At 72.0% G+C, this 15861-nt stretch carries 14 protein-coding genes; 6 read left to right on the top strand and 8 right to left on the bottom strand.

Going from position 1 to position 15861, the window contains the following annotated elements; genetic code table 11:
• Nucleotides 1–2: 2 nt before the first annotated feature.
• Nucleotides 3–2564, bottom strand: a complete 2562-nt coding sequence (locus tag KBX46_RS05580) for an FtsK/SpoIIIE domain-containing protein (protein WP_210791321.1) — start codon at nt 2562–2564, stop codon at nt 3–5.
• A 195-nt stretch (nt 2565–2759) separates the two neighbouring features.
• Here KBX46_RS05580 and KBX46_RS05575 point away from each other — a divergent pair, with 195 nt between their 5' ends.
• On the top strand, nt 2760–3317 hold the full coding sequence (locus tag KBX46_RS05575) for a hypothetical protein (RefSeq protein ID WP_210791481.1): 558 nt from the start codon (nt 2760–2762) through the stop codon (nt 3315–3317).
• Between the two features lie 3 nt (nt 3318–3320).
• Here KBX46_RS05575 and KBX46_RS05570 read toward each other — a convergent pair whose 3' ends face one another.
• The 7 genes from KBX46_RS05570 to KBX46_RS05540 all read right to left on the bottom strand — a co-directional run bounded on the left by KBX46_RS05570 (nt 3321) and on the right by KBX46_RS05540 (nt 11776).
• Nucleotides 3321–3920: a hypothetical protein gene (locus KBX46_RS05570; RefSeq protein WP_088952070.1), complete on the bottom strand. Its 600-nt coding sequence runs from the start codon at nt 3918–3920 to the stop codon at nt 3321–3323.
• A gap of 13 nt (nt 3921–3933) precedes the next feature.
• A complete protein-coding gene (locus KBX46_RS05565) occupies nt 3934–5094 on the bottom strand; it encodes a M23 family metallopeptidase (RefSeq protein ID WP_210791318.1) in 1161 nt (386 codons plus the stop codon).
• On the bottom strand, nt 5091–5648 hold the full coding sequence (locus tag KBX46_RS05560; RefSeq protein WP_210791316.1) for a hypothetical protein: 558 nt from the start codon (nt 5646–5648) through the stop codon (nt 5091–5093). The genes KBX46_RS05565 and KBX46_RS05560 overlap by 4 nt, the downstream gene beginning before the upstream one ends.
• Nucleotides 5645–7600 carry an MFS transporter gene (locus KBX46_RS05555; RefSeq protein ID WP_210791314.1) on the bottom strand — a complete coding sequence of 652 codons (1956 nt, stop codon included), beginning with the start codon at nt 7598–7600 and terminating at the stop codon, nt 5645–5647. Before KBX46_RS05555 ends, KBX46_RS05560 begins: the two co-directional genes overlap by 4 nt.
• A 1-nt stretch (nt 7601) precedes the next feature.
• Nucleotides 7602–11015: an ATP-binding protein gene (locus KBX46_RS05550; protein ID WP_210791312.1), complete on the bottom strand. Its 3414-nt coding sequence runs from the start codon at nt 11013–11015 to the stop codon at nt 7602–7604.
• Between the two features lie 70 nt (nt 11016–11085).
• Nucleotides 11086–11448: a hypothetical protein gene (locus KBX46_RS05545; protein WP_007466101.1), complete on the bottom strand. Its 363-nt coding sequence runs from the start codon at nt 11446–11448 to the stop codon at nt 11086–11088.
• Between the two features lie 13 nt (nt 11449–11461).
• Nucleotides 11462–11776: a hypothetical protein gene (locus KBX46_RS05540; RefSeq protein WP_074315118.1), complete on the bottom strand. Its 315-nt coding sequence runs from the start codon at nt 11774–11776 to the stop codon at nt 11462–11464.
• Nucleotides 11777–12132: 356 nt separating this feature from the next.
• On the opposite strand from KBX46_RS05540, the gene folP reads away from it, so the two are divergent.
• From folP to KBX46_RS05515, 5 genes are all read left to right on the top strand, one after another.
• Entirely contained in the window at nt 12133–13035 is a 903-nt protein-coding gene (gene folP / locus KBX46_RS05535) for a dihydropteroate synthase (RefSeq protein ID WP_088950534.1), read from the top strand.
• Nucleotides 13032–13400 carry a dihydroneopterin aldolase gene (gene folB, locus KBX46_RS05530; RefSeq protein ID WP_099849121.1) on the top strand — a complete coding sequence of 123 codons (369 nt, stop codon included), beginning with the start codon at nt 13032–13034 and terminating at the stop codon, nt 13398–13400. The genes folP and folB overlap by 4 nt, the downstream gene beginning before the upstream one ends.
• The gene (gene folK, locus KBX46_RS05525) at nt 13397–13924 is read left to right on the top strand and encodes a 2-amino-4-hydroxy-6-hydroxymethyldihydropteridine diphosphokinase (protein WP_088950532.1); all 528 of its coding nucleotides are present in this window, start codon (nt 13397–13399) and stop codon (nt 13922–13924) included. Before folB ends, folK begins: the two co-directional genes overlap by 4 nt.
• A 19-nt stretch (nt 13925–13943) precedes the next feature.
• Nucleotides 13944–14483, top strand: coding sequence for a DUF3180 domain-containing protein (locus KBX46_RS05520; RefSeq protein ID WP_088950531.1), 540 nt, complete (start codon nt 13944–13946; stop codon nt 14481–14483).
• Nucleotides 14484–14600: 117 nt separating this feature from the next.
• A complete protein-coding gene (locus KBX46_RS05515; protein ID WP_210791310.1) occupies nt 14601–15815 on the top strand; it encodes an ABC transporter permease in 1215 nt (404 codons plus the stop codon).
• Nucleotides 15816–15861: the final 46 nt, after the last annotated feature.

Here is a 15861-nt window from a genome sequence, read left to right as displayed (position 1 = left end):
GATCAGCCGGCCTCGTCGGCGAACGGCACCAGGACCCTGCCCCGCTCGTCCGGGCCGTCCCAGAGCACCGCCCGGTCGGGGCGGGCCCGCCACTCCACCGGCCGCCCGAAGACCGGAGTGAGCTGCGCGACCGGCACGTCCAACACGACCACGGCGGCAAGCTTGTCGACCTCGCCCGCCGGCTCGAACAGCGCGGCGAACGGCGGCACCGCCCGCCACCAGCCCAGCAGGTGTCTGCCGGCCGGAGGCCCGTCCCGCAGGAGCGCCCGCAGCCGGTCCACCGGCAGCTCCCGGGGACCCGGCCGGTCCAGGCCGAAGACCACCAGGTACGTCGGCAACTCGTCGGCCGGGTCCGCGAGCAGCGTCGGCAGATCCACCATCTCGGCCGAATGCCGGGCCGCCAACTCGGCCGTCAACGCCTCCGCCAGCGCTCGGGAGCCCGGGTCCGGTGCCGCCACCAGGAAACGGGCGGTGCCCGGCGGGTGATGGTCGGCGGTGCTCCGGGCCGCCGTGACCAGCAGCCCGCCCGCTGCGACACCCGACCCCAGCACCGCCAGGTTGCGCCCGGCCGCAGGCCCCAACGGCACGGCGACCGTCGAGCGGGTCACGTCCACCGCACGACCCAGCAGAGCGGCCGGACCGTGGGCTTGCCCCGCCAGGGCCGCCCGGTGTCGCGGATCGTTGCTCAACAGGGGTCGGGCGTAACCGGCGAAGACCACAGGTGGCACCGAACCGGCCGGCCGGGCCGCCCACAGCTCGTGCCGCAGCGCCTCCACCACATCCGGGTGGTCCTGCGGGTCGGGGTGACGGATCAACCGTTCGTGACCTCGGATCGCACCCCGGGGACCACCGAGCCCACCAGCGGTGTTGACCACCGCGCTGCCCACCGGCAGACCAGCCGCCGAATCATTCGTCGGCTCCAACACCGGGCTGCCACCCGGCAACGCCACCCGCACCGGGAACTGCCCGAGCACCGAATCCCGGTGACCGGCATCCGCGCGGGCACTCAACCCCAGCTCACCCGCACCGGCCAGCACCAGATGCACGCCGTACGCCCGACCGGCCCGGGCCAGCCCGTCCAACTGCGCCGCCACCTCGGCCGCCAACCGGTCCCGTTCGGCGAAGAGCAGCGGCACATTGTCCAACACACAGACGATTCGCGGCAGCTGCCGATGCTGACGCAACTCCGCGAAGCGCTGCCCGCCAGCCCGCGCACCGGCCTCCGTCCGCCGCTGCACCTCTGCCGTCAGCTCGTCGAGCAGATCCCGGACGTACTCCCGGTCGGCGGCCATCGCGGCAGCGCGCACCTGCGGAATCCACGACCGGTCGCGCTCGGTCTGCAGGAACTCCACGAAGGACTCACCGTCACCGAGATCCACCAGGTAGAGCGCCAGATCGTCCGGGCCGTACCGGGCAGCCAGACCGAGCAACGCGGTGGTCAGGAACGCCGCGCGACCCCCGGCGGACCGGCCGCTCACCAGCCAGTGCGGAGTCAGCTCGGTGAAGCCCAACGGCACCGACCGGCCCCCGGCATCACCGACCGTGGTCGTCAACCCGTCCGCGGAACTCGACTCCCACAGCCGCTCACCCGTCGGCGGCAACAGGGCCGCCAACCCCAACCGGGAACCCGCCTCCACCTGCTCGGCGAGCCGCCGACAGACCGCATCGACCAGCTCAGCCGGCGGGTCCGACTCGACGAAGACCGGTGAGTTCAACCCACCCGGCGGATCGGCGCCCGGCCCGGCGAAGGACGCCCCCGGCGGATCACCGAGCAACGCGTACGCGTTGCGCAGCACCAACGAGGTGGTGTGCGGCAGCGGCGCCCGGGCCGAATACGGGCCGGCCGGCGGCCAGCCCGCCACCACCAGGTGCAGCCCCGCCGCAGGCCCCTGCTCGGCCAGCGCCTCGATCCGCGCCAGATCACTCGGACCGGTCGAATCCGGCAGCGCCGCGACCACCAACAACAACGTCCGGTCGTGGCGGCGTCGCCCGCTCGCACCCGGCGTGACCCACTGCTCCGCCTCGGTCAGCACCGCACGCAGACTCGTCACGTCCACCGCCGGCGGCGGCAGCAGGCCAGCATCAGCGAGCGCACCGAACGGCGTCAGCACGACACCCGTGGCATCCACCGCGCGAATCAACAGCGCACCCGCCGGTGCCGCGCCCAACAACCGCAGGAGTACGGCCCGGAGCAACCCCGCCACCCGCGGCTCCCGGGCGTCAGCGTCCACGCTCAGATGCCCGGTGCCGACCAGTGGCACCAACGCGGGAAAACGGGCGTCGTCCAACGGCGCCGCCGTGCCGACCCGGACGAACGGCGGCGGACAGTCACCCGCCGGAGTGTCCACGGTGAGCGAGTCCAGAGCCGCGCCCGACCAACCCGGCGCGAGTCGTGCCGCAACCTCCCGCAGGCGGTCGGCCACCTCGTACTGGCGGCGCTGATCAGCCGGAGCGGGTCGGGTCTCGTCCAGGATCCCGGCGGCTGCGGTGGCGACGGCCGCCGCCCGTCGGTGCAGAGCTGCGGCGCGGTTCGTACGTGCCTTCGGACCGGCCACCGCGTCCACCCCCTCTGCCCGAGGTTGGCAACCCCTCCCGAGCAGAGACGGTATCCCAGCCGGGTCCGCTCCTCCGGGAGGTGCCCCGGCGATGCGCCAGGGATGTCGTGGATCTCACCGGTGGGGAGGGGTCCGTCACGATCCGCTGGATCTGAGGCTATTGGCTCCGAGGCGTCCAGCCGATAACTTCAGGAGGTGGAATCAGTGCAGCCCCCCGCCGGTTCCCAGGTCTCCCGCGTACCGGCCCAACGGACACCGTCCGAGCAACTGCCGCCGGCCCCACCGACGCCGGCGCCGCAGCCGCCGCGCCGCCGAATGCGGACGGTGCTCACGGTCGTGGCTGGGGTGCTGGCGCTGCTCTGCGTGGGCGGGGTCATTGCGGGATATGTGCTGTACAACCGAGCGGCGGCACCGGATCGCAGCGCACCCGACGTGGCGGTGGACAACTACCTGCGCGCATTCCTCGTGGATCGCAACGACGCAAGGGCCGCTCTCTACACCTGCGAGCGCGGGGCGCAGTTGGAGGCACTGGACGCCCTGCGGGCCGACCTTCTCGAGCGTGAGAAGCGTTTTGCCGTAACGATTTCTGTCAGCTGGGCGAGACTCAACGACCAGAAGCAGGGCGACAACGCTGCTGTCGAGGTCACATTGATCATTTCCGCTCGTGTAGACGGTATAAATCAAAGCGATCGTCAGCCCTGGCGGTTCGAAACAAAGAACGATGATGGGTGGCGAGTCTGCGGCGGCACGCGGGCCAGCTGACTCTCACTCGATCCACAACAGATGGACCGGGACCTCCAGCGTGGTGGGTGACTGACCGCGCCAAGCCCAGCGATACCACTCCACCTCGGGCGTGATCCGGACGCAGATGTCCCCTTCGGCACCGGAGTAGGTCTCGGTGACCGCTCGCAGGTCGCGGTGCTCCAGACCGCCCTCGACGTGCACGACCCGGCGCCCGGTGACGGCGTCCGCCTCGAAGACCGGTGTGGGGGTCCGGTGCGCCGGACCGTCCAGCGAGACCAGCCGGATTCCGGTGTCCCGACCACCTTCCGAGTCAACCTGCCTGCCGACCGTCTCCACCCAGACCCGCTCCACCGGCACCAGCGGCGCGAACACCTCGACCTGGTCGGCCTCGGCGCGGTACCACTCGTGCTCGGGGATCACCGGCACGTAGGTCCTGGCGCTCTGCACCACCCGGTCGTCCGCGCGCAGGTCGCCGCGCCAGCCCAGCCCTGGCAGCCCGACGAGAACCCGGCGCCCGCGGAGCTCCACCCGCTCGGTGGCGGGGACGATGGTCAGCGGACGGGGTGGCCGTGGTGCCCAGTCGGGCTGGTCGGCGAACGGGTCCGGCAGCGGTCCGGTCATCCCCGTGGCGGTCTCACTCGGCGGCGCGCAGCGGGGCACCCCGTGCGCGCATGAACGGGACCGGATCGACCGCGCCCCGGCTGGACCGGTCGTTGCGCAGGTGTACCTCGAAGTGCAGGTGCGGCCCGGACGAGTTGCCGCTGCTGCCAACCTGCCCGATGACCTCACCGGCCGGGACGATCTGATGCAGTCTGACGCGCGGCTGAACCACCATGTGGCAGTACCGGGTGATGTAGCCGCCAGCGTGCAGCAGGTCGACGTACCAACCGCAGCCGCCCTTGTCGGGGTACCCGTCCACGTCGCAGTCCCGCCGGCCCCTGTTGTCCGGGTCGCAGCGGGCGACCAGCACACGACCGGCTGCGGCGGCGCGAATCTCGGTGCCCTTGGCCGCGCCGATGTCCACCCCGTTGTGGCTGGGCCGGCTGGCGGTGCGGAAGCCGGAACCGACGTCGCCAGGGATCGGCGCGGTCCAGCCGGAGGCAGCAATCTCGCCACGCTCGGCCGCGTCGCACACCGCCTTGCCGTTGATCTCGACGGTGCGGGCCGCCCCACCGGCCAGCGCATCCACGATCTTGCTGGCCAGCTCCTCGTGCTTGGCGTACGCGTCCGGATAGGCGCTGATCTGAACCTGCTGCGCCACCACCGTCAGCGGTCGGCGTTGCCAGCTCCGGACCTTGACGAGCTTCTCGTAGAACTTGCCAGCTGTGTACGAGGGGGTCATCCGCTCGGCGACCGAGCCCCACCCCGGCCGCTGCTGGAACAGGCCCAGCGAGTCGTGGTCCGCTCCGACGCCCTCGTGTGGCAGGGCCAGGGACTCGGGCACGTCACTGTTCGCCAGGTTGCGCAGCGCGGACTCCTGCATCGCGGTCGCCAGCGCGATCACCCAGCCCCGGGAGGGCACCCCCAGGTCCTGGCCGACCTTGATGATGATGGCGGCGTTGCGGACCTGTGCGTCGCCGTACTCGGTGAACCGCGGCAGCTCGCCCATGATGTCCACCGGGCGGATCGGGCCGCAGCCGAAGCCTGCCAAGGAGTCCCCGTCCTCACCGTCGCCGCCGAGCCCACTGAGGAAGAACGCCGCAGTACCCCCGGTGCAGCAGAGGAGGAGCAGCACACCGGTGAGGATGCTGGCGATCACGCCGATCCGCACCGACTGCCGGCTGGCGCCGATCATGGCCGTTCCCAATCCACCACGTCGACCAGCCAGCCGCCATCCGCAGCCACCAGTTCCAGCCGCAGTCGGCCGTTGTCGAGCGGCAGTAGTACCTCGACGAACGTCTCGGTGCGCGCCCGCACCGACGGTGCGCCGCTGACCTTCTCGGCCGGGACGCCCTCGGGATCAACACCGGCGAGCTTCTCGGTCAGCGCCGGTGTGGACAACGGCTTGAGGCCGTCCTGCCACTGCTCAGCGGTCATTCCAGGTCGGCCGAGCCAGGCTGCGGCAAAACGGTCGGAGGTCTGCTCCGGCGTGCCGGCGCCGGGCGACGTCACGGGTGACGGTGGCGCCGGGCTAGTGAGCACGCCATCGTCGCCAGCCGTCGGGTCCACGGTGGTGATCGGCCGGTTCGGCCGGTTACTCAACCCGTCCGCCGGAGCGGCCGGGTCGGAGATCAGCCGTGCCGCCCCGAGCACACCGAGGACGATCACCGCGATGACCAGTGCCACTCCCAGCCGGGACCGCAGCGCTCGGGTGAAGAGAAACTCCAGGGCCCGTCGCATCGCCGTCACCGTGCCTCTGAGCGCACCCGGGGTCCGGTCCGGTCCGGCGTGCGCTCAGAGGAGCCCGGACGGTAGACCACGAACGACGGGTTCTCGGCCGGCACGTCCGGCTCGGTCCACGTCGCCGGCAGCCGGCGACGAGGTTGGGGGGCGACCGGACGACCTCGGCCTCTGGTCTCCTCCGCCGGTGCCTCGTCGGGCCGTTCCCGGCCGTCGGGTCGCCCGGCGCCAGCACGCTGGCCCTCGGCAACAACCGTCGGCGTGGAGACCGGGTCCTCCCGGCGGGCCTCCGGGCGCAGCCGGGTCTGCTCCGCGTTCGGCGACCGTCGACGCCCACCCACCGGTTCGGCCGTGCCACCCGGCTCGGCCACGTCCAGTCGCGCGGCTGTCCGCATGTCCCGGAAGAACCGGCGGTGCCAGGACCCGGCGGAGCTGACCGCTTCGCTGCTGTCCTTGCCGCCGAGTTGGGTGATTCGCCGGTACGGCCGCAGCAGCAGCCAGCCGACCACGCCGCAGAGCCAGACCAGCACCACCTGGAGCCAGCCCGGCAGGGTGGGCGTGCTCATGATCAGGTCGACAGCGAACAGATAGATGGCAGCCCCGGTGCCGAAGATGGCGATGTTGAAGACGGCGGCCACGACCGCGTTCGCCAGCCGGCGCAGCCCAGCACTGGCCGGCCGGAGCAGACCGACCGTGCCGAGGATGGGTGCCGCGATCACCGCCCACCGGAAGATGAGGAAGCCCAGCAGAACCAGCAACGACGCAGTCAGGTCGAACATCGCGAACAGAAACGCGGCCAGCACCGCGATGAATCCCGCGCCCACGCGATCCATGTCCCGCACACCCTGGAGATACTCGTACGCCTCCGGGTCCTCGGTCTGGATCTGCTGGGCCACCCGCGCCCACTGCTGCTGCTTCGCCTTGATCGTCGCCTCCCGGGTAGCCGGGTTGGCGCGCAGCTTCTCTGCCTCGTCCCAGGAAAGCGCCTTCGCGTCGTACAAGGCTGGGCCGTACTTGCGAGCGGTCTCGCTGTCGGCGGAGCCGAGTACTCCACGCAGCCAGTTCCGGTAGAGCATCGCCTCGGTGGCGGTGTCACTGGCTCGCACAGCGGGTGGCCGCTTGTCCACACAAGCGTCTGGGTTAGGGACGACGCAACGGTCCGGTGGGGTGTCTCGGGCCGCAGGACCGACGGCGTCATGCACCACACCCAACGTGGTGACCAGCGTGCCGTCCGCGATGTTCGCCGACTTGACCGGCCAGGCGGCCAGTGCCGTGACCGCGACCATCACGAGCAACGCCCAGCCCGCGGTGGTCATCGCGTTACTCATGTCCGACTGGCGGGAGCGCCAGAGCAGATAAAGCCCCACCACGCAGAGGGTGACGATGCCGAAGACGCTGAAGACCTTTTGGTACACGGCCTTGGTTGCCTGCTCGACCAGCGGATCGGCCCAACCCCACATCGAACGCGGATCCCAGGCCCGCTCTCGCAACGCGTTCGAAGCGCCGACGATCGCGGTGGCGATCATAAACTCCCCGTTCGCCACAGTGGTGGTGAACTTGTAGTCCGGATGCAGGACCGACGACGCGCAACCGCCCGGGATGTCGTAGGTCGGGTAGCTGTAGCCGGCGTAGCCGTAGTCGCTGTAAAGCCCCTTCGGCCCGAGTTCCTTGGCGGAGTCTGGCCGGCCGGCGAACCAGCCGGCGAGTCCAGAGTCCGGCGTGCCGGGGGTCGGCGCGTTACGACACTTGACCTCGTCCTCACTGACCGCTTGGAGCTTTCCCACGCAGGCCCGGAAGTCGGCCTGCCACTCGGCCGTGGTGCAGAGGTCGGCGCGGGCCTGGGCCACGGGCGGTGCGGCGGCTGCGGCTTCCGCTCCGATCAGCGGCCAGCTGAGTGAGGCCCCGGCCAGTACGCCGAGGGCGAGCAGGAACGACACGATCCTCGCTCGGGCCCTCGCCATGTCACGCCTCCAGATCCGGCAGGGGGATGCTCGGCAGCACTCCGGCCGCCGCGGCGATCGCGGCGGGCGTCGTGTCGAGGTGGTCCAGGAGCCCTTCGACGTACGAGACGTCGACGCGGACCTTCTGCACCCGCCCGTCGACGTCGCGCATCACGAACTCTCGGAAGCCGAGCCGGTTGGACGAGCTGGTGTCGGCGGCGGAGAGTGAGGCGAGGGTGGCTTCGTACCCGTCGTTGACGGGCACCCGCAGCAGTCGTAGTGCTTCGGAGGCGATCTCGGCGTCCTCGGCGATCCGGCCGACGAAGACGGTGGAGACGAGGTTCTGCACGTCGAGGCCGAGGATGTCTTTGGGGTTCTGCGAGGCGACCAGCGCGGCGAGGTTCCACTTGCGGGAGTCGCGGGCGAGCCGGACCAGGAATGAACGCCCGGACCGCCAGCCCTCCATGAAGTGCGCCTCGTCCAGGCCGACGAGCTTGCGCGACGACATCGAGCCGCCGTAGCAGCGGCGTACGGCGAGCCGGTGCGCGGTGTGCAGCATCGGCAGGGCCAGTGCCTCCTCGGCTGACCAGTACTCCCGTTCGATCTTGAGGTCGGGCAACCGCAGCCCGGCCATGGTGATCACGGTGAGTGCGGCGTCGGCGCCGAGCAGCCCTTCCGGTGGCCGGCCGAAGAAGAGCATGGCCAGGGGCATCTCGGCGGTGTCCAGCAGGAGGTTGGCCAGCTCCTTGCCGGCGTCGTCGTCGAGGCGCCCGAGGCAGCTCACGACGTCGTCCAGGGTGGACGTCTCCTCGGCGGGGACCTGACGGACCGCGTGCCGGAACAGGGTGGCGGTCGACGCCTCCCGGGCGACCTGCGGCGGAACGAGCATCATGCAGATGTCCTGGACCAGCATTCGCCGTTCGGCCCGCGCGTTGGAGACCGCGATCTCGAACTCCCGGTCACCGGCGGCCCCGGCGCCGAACTCGCTGCGCAGTGGCGTCGGGATGAGCGAGTAGGGCGCCAGGGTGCCGTGCTCCGAGCCGGTCAGGTTCAACACCCGGGAGTACGGCCGTAGTTCGGGCATGGCACAGAGTCGGGCCAGCGGCCCGGACGGGTCGAGCAGGGTCACCTGGACACCTCTGCGGGCGGCCAGGTAGCCCAGCGCGCCGAGCAGGGTGGACTTTCCACCGCCCGGTTCGGCGACGAAGACAGCGAGCCCGGAGCGTTCCCGGACCTCCATGGGGAAGTGCAGGTCGAGGAAGACGGGGCGGCGGCAGGTGCCAGCGGTCCGGCCGATGAGGTCGCCCCGCCGGTCGCCCACGTTCGATGCGGCCTGGGGGAGTGCGGCGGCCAGCAGCGGCACCGGCATGCGGCGAACGTAGCCGGTGTTGGCGATCGGCTCGCCGGGGATGAACTCGCGGGCCAGCCAGTCCTGGTTCTTCGGGTGTTGCAGCGAGATGCGCAGCTCCCGGGAGTAGAGCTGGATGAGCCGGCGGGCCCGCTCCATGCACTCCTCCCTGGTCCGGCCGCCGACGGCGATCCGGTGCCAGCCGTGCGCACGGGCCGAGTCGACCGGCAGGCCGGTGGTCATCTCGTCGCCGATCACCAGCGCCCGCTTGGCCAGTCGCTCCAGCTCCGGCGGTGCGTCGATGCCGTGCTCGGCGTAGTCGAGCTGCTGGGAGCGGATCATCCGTAGCCGGTGTTCCAGGTTACGGAAGGAGTCGCCGGAGCCGAGGATGTCGACGCGGGTGGAGATCTCCATCGGCCAGGGCAGACGCTCGTGGAAGTGCAGCCAGGGCTCGTGCCGTTCCGGGATCTCCAGCGGCTCCATCCGGCCGACCGCGAGCACGGCCACGTGCCGTTCCTCGCCGGTCATCCGGTTGACCAGCTTGACTGTGGAGCCGTACGGGGTGCGGTAGCGCTCGACCTGCTCGGTCAGGGCGAGCAGGTCACCGCGCTCCCACTGGCCGTTGGTCACCGGGGAGAGCCGCCCGGGGGGTGCCATGCACAGCGCCACCGAGCGGTAAAGCAGCCATTCGAGCTCCTGTGCGGTGACCCGTCGGCCGCGCATGCCGAACGCGCCGAGCACCTCGTCGAACTGCTCCACGGTGCGGCCCAGCTTGCGGCGTTCGCCGTCGGCGGTGCCCCGACCGAAGGTGCGCAGCAGGCGTTCGGTGAGCGAGTCACCGAGGGATCGGCGGGCGAAGGTGACACCGAGGTAGGTCTGGCCTTCGGCGTGGTTGACCGCCATCAGGTGCCGCTGGGCGGCGACCAGGTGGTCCGCCCAGCCGGTGGTGCCGGGAACGTCGGCGAGCGGTGCGGCGGTGTGGGCGTCGATGGTGCGCGCCCACTCGTCGGCGGGGAACGGCCGGGTGGTACGGCGCAGGTGGAGCCGGAAGCCGGCCAGGCCGGCGTACTGCTCGGAGATCGCCGACAACAACGCTTCGCGTTCGGCGTCCGGGCGGAACGCCCAGCGAACCTCGGGCAGCCAGTACCAGGCGGTGACCGTGTTGGGAGTGAAGGTCAGGTGACCGGCGATCTCGGTGATTGCCAGCTCGACCGACGGGTCCCGGTCACCGAACTTGATCTTCGGGGCGCGGATCCGGGTCGGCTTGGTCGGCCGGTCCTGGCGGCTCGCACCACGTTCGCGGGGTGGGGCGACCTCTTTCCCGGCACCCTTGGGTCGCTCCGAGTCGGCGGCGCGGCGCTGGGTCCCCTCCAGAGCTGGCCGGGCCGCTCTCGCGCGGACTGCCGGGCGATCCACCGGGGCGGTTGGTCCGCCAACCGGCGACACGGGCTGGTCCACCGGTGCCGTTGGTCGACTCGACGGCGTTGCCGTCGGCCGTGCGATGGGCGCGGTGTCAGGTTGCCGGGTCGTCGGGCCGTTGGGCCTCGACCCGGATGTGCCGTCGGCGGTGACGTCGGGCTCGCGCGGCGGACGGACCATCGGCAGCCGATCGCCGGCCTGATGCGGCACCCGTGACTCGCCGCCCAGGTGAGCGCCGCCGTGTCGGGGCTCGACACTGCGGCCGCCGGCCTGGTCGTCGGGCGTCCACGGTGGCTCCAGCTCGGGAGCCGGTCGAGCTGGTGCCGGGAGCTGCTGCTGCGGGATCGCCGGCTGCTCCCGGGTGCTCGGGCCGGCCGTGACGGCCCGTGCCCCGCCGGGCCGAGCGCCGCCGAAGAGGTCCAGGAAAGGGGAGTCGATGTCGGCGTTCTCGCCGGCCGAGACCGCGCTGGGCTCGGCCGGGGGCGTCCGGCGCGGAATCGGCCGGGGCGCCTGGAACACGCCGACCGCGCCGTGGCCGGGTGACGTCACCAGCGCGGGGTCGAGCGCCACCTCGTCCTCATCCTCGGTGTAGTCGAACGAGTGCGCACGGTGACCTGCCGGTTCGGCTGGGCGGCCGGCCGGAGAACCCGGCGTGGAAGAGCGGCTCATGCGACCGCCTCAGCGACTGTGGGCACAGTGTCGCCCGCGTCGTGCGACGGACCGATCGGCGTACGCCCGGTCATGCCAGCTCCTCCCGAATCCTGATCCGGCTGCCGACCAGACGCGGATCGCGCTGCTCGATCGCCGGCTCCCGGGTGCGTCGCCAGTCGGTCAGCGCGGTGCGGATGACCACCCGCGCCGGCCGATCGGGGTCGACGTGCCGGAAGATGAACGACGTGGTCACGATGGCGAGCGCGATCTCCCAGGCCGGGAAGAGCTCGACCGTCAACGTGAACAGCCAGTGGATGAACATGTAGAGGGGGACCAGCAGCATGAAGAGCCCGTACTGGGCGTAGGGCAGGTGGACCGGAAGGGTGTAACCGGGCGGCCCGAGGTAGACCAGGCGGGCCCGGTAGATGTCGTCGTCGGTGCGCAGCCGCATCTGGTGAACGCGCCTATTCGAAGATCAGGTCGATCAGGTAATCGCCGACGAAGAAGAGTGTTGCCGCGCCAGCGATGAACGCGAGCCCGACGATGGCGATCGCGGAGCTGGTCAGCACCTTGGAGATCTCGCCCCGGCTGGCGCGACCGATGAAGATGACGCCCAGGACGGCGAGCAGGATCGGCGCGATCTTGCTGGCGAAGAAGGTGACGACACTGTTGGTGTCGATCCCCTTCGGTGCCGGCTCCGCGAGTGGAGTCGACGCCAGAGTGGAGAGCGCGTGGGCGACGCCCGAAGACGCCGTCTCCATGAGCTCGAAGGCGATCACTGGAACCTCCCCATAGCGCGGCCGGCGGTGCCGCGGCGGTGCAATGGACGAACCTGGCGGGAAATGTGCTCCACAGGGCGCAGCGTTCTTGACCCTGCGTTCGTTACTCACCACGGAGGGTGGCGAGGTTTGGGCGGTTTTCCCCCGCTTCGGCCCTCCCTCCAAGCTTCGCCATCTCGATGCTGGCCAATTCCAAAGCGTACGGGCCGCCCCGGATTGCGACAAGCCGCGGAGGGCCTGCCCGATGCTGCCCGAATGACCGATCGTACACCTGTTCTAACGAGCACGTCAGGGGTGGTGATGGGAGCCCGACCCGGGCCGGCGAACGCCGCTGCCGCGACCGGTACCGTCTAGTCGTGACCGATCTGGTGCGGGCTCCGGGCCCGGTGGTGATGGGCGTCCTCAACGTCACACCGGACTCCTTCTCCGACGGCGGACGGTACGCCGACCTCGAAGCGGCCGTCGGACACGGCGTCCGTCTGCGCGACGCTGGCGCGCACCTGGTCGACATCGGCGGCGAGTCGACCCGTCCGGGCGCCGAGCGGATCGACGCCGCGACCGAGGTCGACAGGGTCCTGCCGGTCATCCGCGAGCTGACCGCGGCGGGCGTCGCGGTCAGCATCGACACCAGCCGGGCGCGGGTGGCGGAAGCCGCCCTGGCCGCCGGTGCGGCGGTGGTCAACGACGTCTCCGGCGGGCTCGCCGACCCCGACATGGCCCGCGTGGTCCGCGACGCGCACTGCCCCTGGGTGCTGATGCACTGGCGGGGGCACTCCCGCACGATGCGCGAGCTGGCCACCTACACCGACGTGGTCGCCGACGTCCGAGCCGAGCTGGCCCAACGCATCGACGCGGCGCTCGCCGCCGGGGTGGCCGCCGACCGTCTCGTCGTCGACCCCGGCCTCGGCTTCGCCAAGACGGCCGCGCACAACTGGGAGCTCAGCGCCCGACTGCCGGAGCTGCTGGACCTCGGCTACCCGCTGCTCTTCGGGGCCAGCCGCAAGTCCTACCTCGGTGGGCTGCTGGCAGCCCCCGACGGCACCCCACGGCCGACCGCCGAGCGGGAGGCGGCCACAGTGGCCACCAGCGTGCTGGCGGTGGCCGCGGGCGCCTGGGGCGTACGCGTGCACGACGTGCGGGCCACCGCCGACGCGCTCGCCGTCTGGGCCGCGACCGGCAGCCCGCGCCTGGCCGGCGCGCACCACGACCGCCAGCAGGGCGCGCGCAGCCACCACCACCGGCAAGAGGTGCAACGATGACGACGGACCGGATCCAGCTGACCGGCCTGCGGGCCCACGGCCGGCACGGGGTGTACGACTTCGAGCGGGCGCAGGGGCAGGACTTCGTGGTCGACGCCGTCCTCGAGCTGGACCTCGCCCCGGCCGCTGCCAGCGACGACGTCACCGACACCGTCCACTACGGCGAGTTGGCCGAACGCCTGGTCGCCGTGGTGACCGGCGAGCCGGTCAACCTGATCGAGACCCTCGCGGACCGGCTCCTCGCGGTCTGCCTGGCCGACGAACGGGTCGGCGTCGCCACGATCACCGTGCACAAACCGGAGGCCCCGGTGCCGCACACCTTCAGCGACGTGGCCGTCACCATGACCCGGGCGCGTGCCCGGTGACCCGGGCCGTGCTGTCGCTCGGCAGCAACCTGGGCGACCGTCTGGAGCACCTGCGCACGGCTGTCGCCACGCTCGGCGACGCCGTGCTCGTGCTCTCCGGGGTGTATGAGACTCCACCGTGGGGCGACGCCGACCAGCCCGCGTACCTCAATGCGGTGCTGCTGGTTCAGGACGAGAGCGCGACCCCGCGCGACTGGCTGGAGCGGGCCCGCGACGCGGAGCGCGCGGCCGGTCGCGTGCGTGACCCACAGCGGCGGTTCGGGCCGCGCACCTTGGACGTGGACGTGATCGCCGTCTGGGGCGACGACGACGAGCCGGTGCTCAGCGACGACCCGGAGCTGACCCTGCCGCACCCACGGGCGCACCTGCGCGCCTTCGTGCTGCGACCGTGGATCGACATCCAGCCGTACGGTCGGCTGCCCGGTCACGGCTGGCTGACCGACCTGCTGACCACCGGCCCCGCTGCGGACGAGGCGCTGGAACTGCGTCCTCGGCCGGAGTTGGCGTTAGAGTCGACGGCATGACCGAGCGGAGCCGGCCGGCATGACGCAGGCGAAGTCCCCACCACCGGGCGGGTCGGGCCCGGACCGGTCCAGGATGGGTCCCACCCGGATCTCGACCCTGGTCGTGGCCGCCCTGGCCGCCGCGGCGGTGGCCTGGCTGCTGATCAGCACTCTCTACTACAGCGGCATCCCCCGGCTGCCCTGGCTGCCGGTGGTGACGCTGGCCGGGCTCGCCGTGCTCGAGGCGTACGCGGCGATCAACACCCGGGGCCGGATCGAGCGCAAGCCCGGCCGGGAGCCGGTCAACCCGCTGATGGTCGCCCGTTTCGTGGTGCTGGCCAAGGCATCGGCGCTGGCCGCGGCCATCTTCGCGGGGTTCTACGCGGGGCTCACCGGCTGGCTCTTCGTGGAGACCACCCGCGCCGCCCTCGACGACCGTCCGGCGGCGGCCGGGGGCCTGCTCGCCTCGCTTGCTCTGGTCGGTGCCGCGTTGTGGCTGGAGCGCTCCTGCCGGGTGCCGGAACGCCCCGACGACGAGCGTGAGCAGGACCCACGGGAGAGCCGCCCCGGCCAGCGCTGAGCAGGGGGTTACGCCCGGCTGCGGGCGCGGGTACGGTGCCTGCGATCGGGGAGCAAGGGCCGCCCCTGTTCGTCCGCGCGCCGGACCGGGGACGGCCGGCCACTGGGGAGGCGGCGTATGGGGTACGAAGAAGCTGGCCGGGACCGGTCGGCGGAACCCTCGTCGGGGGTGCCTGCCGCCGTTCTGGAGAACGTCTTCGACGACCCCACCCACGGAGAGCCCGGCCGGGATCGGATCGGCGTGCACCTGGGCTGGGAGTTCCTGCTGCTGGCCGGGCTGGTGGCCCTGGGCTGGCTGCTCTGGCAGGAAGACTCGGCTGCCCTGCGCGGCGACAACCTGCGGACGCTGCTGGTCGCCGCGGTCGGGCTGGGGCTGCTCGCCCTGGCTGCCGGGCTGAGCCTGCGAACGGCAGCACCGAACCTGGCCGTCGGGCCGATCGCGCTCGCCGCCGCCCTGCACTACGCCGAGCAGGGCGATCGGGGTCTGCCGGCGTCGGTCGGCCCGGCCGTGGGCGTCGCCGCGCTGGGTGGGCTGGCGCTGGCGCTGGTCGTGGTGGTGCTGCACGTGCCCGGTTGGGCTGCCAGCCTGGCCGGCGCGGCCGGTGTGGTGGTGTACATCGAACGTCGGTCGGCGCCCGTGCTGGTGCAGGGCGACTACGACCCGGGGCGCAACGCCGGTTACCTCATCGCCGGCTTCGCCGCGGTGGCCATCCTCGGCGGGTTGTTCGGCGCCACCCGGGCTGTTCGTCGGCTGGCCGGCCGGTACCGCCCGATCGCCGATCCGGCCCGTCGGCGGGGCACGTTGGCCGCAGTGGTCACCGCTGTCGCGTTGGTCGGTTCCAGCGTGCTGGCCGCCCTCGCCGGCGTGCTGTTCGCCGCCAACGGCCTCGAAGCGGTCGCGCCCACCTCGGGCCTGGACTGGACGGTGCTGGCGGTGGGGGTGGCCATGCTCGCGGGCACCAGCGCGTACGGCCGTCGGGGTGGGGTGTTCGGCACGGTGCTGGCGGTCGGAGTGGTCACCCTCTTCCAGACGTACGCGCCGGAGCGTGGCTGGACGTTGAGCAACTGGGCGGTCGGCGGAGCGGCGCTCGGCGTCGGCCTGCTGGTCACCAGGCTGGTCGAGACGTTCGGGCGGCCCCGACCGGGCAGCGCCGACCGGCCCGAGCCGGTCGGCGACGGCACGATCAGCACGGGTTGGACCATGCCCCAGTCCCGGCCGGTCGACAACTGGCCCCCGACGCTGCCGACTCCCGCCGCGCCCCAACCGGCCGACCCGTGGCGGGATCCGCGCTGGGAGGACAGCCCACGCCGGTGGGACACCGACGAGCGGTGAGCCGCGTCGCGTCCGCCGGGCCGGGGCTGATCTCGACCGTTAGGCT

The sequence above is a fragment of the Micromonospora sp. C81 genome, from assembly GCF_018070425.1.
GTDB classification, from domain to species: domain Bacteria; phylum Actinomycetota; class Actinomycetes; order Mycobacteriales; family Micromonosporaceae; genus Micromonospora; species Micromonospora zamorensis.
This window is presented reverse-complemented; position numbering and strand designations above follow the sequence as displayed.